At 75.5% G+C, this 1643-nt stretch carries 1 pseudogene; it reads right to left on the minus strand.

Features of this window, described 5'->3' with window-relative positions:
- Nucleotides 1-50: 50 nt before the first annotated feature.
- Nucleotides 51-1010 (minus strand): annotated as a pseudogene (locus B9S61_RS02290) (DUF4140 domain-containing protein); the annotation flags it as partial.
- Between the last annotated feature and the right edge of the window lie 633 nt (nucleotides 1011-1643).

Raw genomic sequence — 1643 nt, forward strand, 5'->3', positions numbered from 1 at the left:
TTCCTCCAGGTCGTCCTCACGGCTGTCGGCGTTCAGAAGGCCGAGGACACGGGCACGGCGGCTCCGGCGAGCGAAGGCGCGGCCGCGTCCGGTCGGGGACCCGCCCCGTCGTAACCGGCGAAGAGACCGTTCAGTCCCGCCGGGTGCGCTCGCCAGCCCGACGGGGCGGGGGCGGGCTGGCTGCGGCCGATACGGGCCGAACGGAGCCGGGGCAGATCGGTGCGGCGGCGCAGGTCGGCGGTGGCCAGAGCGATCCGCACCCCGGTCCAGTCCTCGCCCGTGCGCTGGGCGACCGAGGCCCGCAGCAACAAACGTCCGGAGTCTCCGCCCTGACGGTAGGTGAGCCGGTAGGCCGGCGCCCAGACCGCGCCGGGCACCCCGTATTCCACCTCGACTTCCGCCTCACCCGTGCCGTCCAGGGTCAGGACGGCGCCGAACGAGGTGGCGACGTGCGCCGCCGGCGCATCGGTGGAGGCACGGGAGAGCCGGTCCACCGCGACGGTGAGCTCGTGCTCGACCCGGCGCAGCTCCTCCTCCAGTCCGCGGAGCTTGCTGTGCAGTCCGGTCAGGCGCTCGTCGACGAAATCGGAGAGTTCCAGCCAGGCGTCGACCGGGGTACGGCGGTGGGGGCCGTCGCGCTTGCGCGGCGGCGGTACCGGCCGCACCGCGCTGATCTCCTCGATCAGGGTCAGCTGCCGGTTCCGGCGGCCCTGCGCCGCCGCACAGTCGTCGCGCAGCCGCTCCACCTCGCGCAGCAGGGTGCCGGGGCGGTCCGTGTCCTCGGGTCCTGCCTCGACCTCCACCCGGGCCTCGGTGACCCGCACCCCGGACGTGCCGACGACACGGGCCCGCAACGAGTCCGGGTCCAGCGACCGGGGGAGCCCCGTCACCCGTATCCGCCCGCCCGCCGGCACCGTACCCCGGGCCAGACGCCGGCAGAGCGCGCCCTGCGCGTACACCACCACCGTATCGAGTGCCGACGCCCACCTCGGGACCGTCCCAGCCGTCATGTGCTCCCCCACCCAGCCGTGTCCGTGCCGAGGGCAGCCTACGCCGTGATGCGGCCGGGGAAGGCCCTCAGCCGGTGCCCGGCATTCCCCTCCGGCCCCGGGGCGGCGTCCCGGCCCCGCGCGACCGCCACAGGCGGTCGGCACGCTCGCACCGTACGCACTCGGGGTGCCGGCAGCCGTGTGACCCACGTGCCGGCGCCGCCGCCACCGGCACGCCCCGGGTCACCAGATCAGGCACCAGTAGTCGCCGTGGTGCCCGATGCCGACACGGCTGCTCCGCGGAAGAAGGCGGGGGTCCGGCCGGCCCACGGCCGCCATGGAGCACGCGGCATCACCGACCGTACCGGCGGCGGCCATACGCCGGGCGGCGGCGGTCGCGGCCGTCGAGGTGTACCACCGGGTGGTCTTCGGTCCGTCGCCCGCGGCCGTCGGTGCCGGCGTCTTGTGCGGCCGATGGGGGGACCTGGACGCGGAGACGGACGGCGGAGCGGGTGACGCCGGTGCCGACGTCCTGACGGGCGGCGGCGGTACGGCCCCCGGGGGAACCGGTCGTGGTCCCCCGGTTGCCGACGGCTGTTCCGCGCCCATCCCCCTTTCAATCCGTGCGTGCGGTTTTCCCGCACACGGCTTACC

The organism is Streptomyces sp. SM1 (genome assembly GCF_002910825.1).
Classification (GTDB): domain Bacteria; phylum Actinomycetota; class Actinomycetes; order Streptomycetales; family Streptomycetaceae; genus Streptomyces; species Streptomyces okerensis.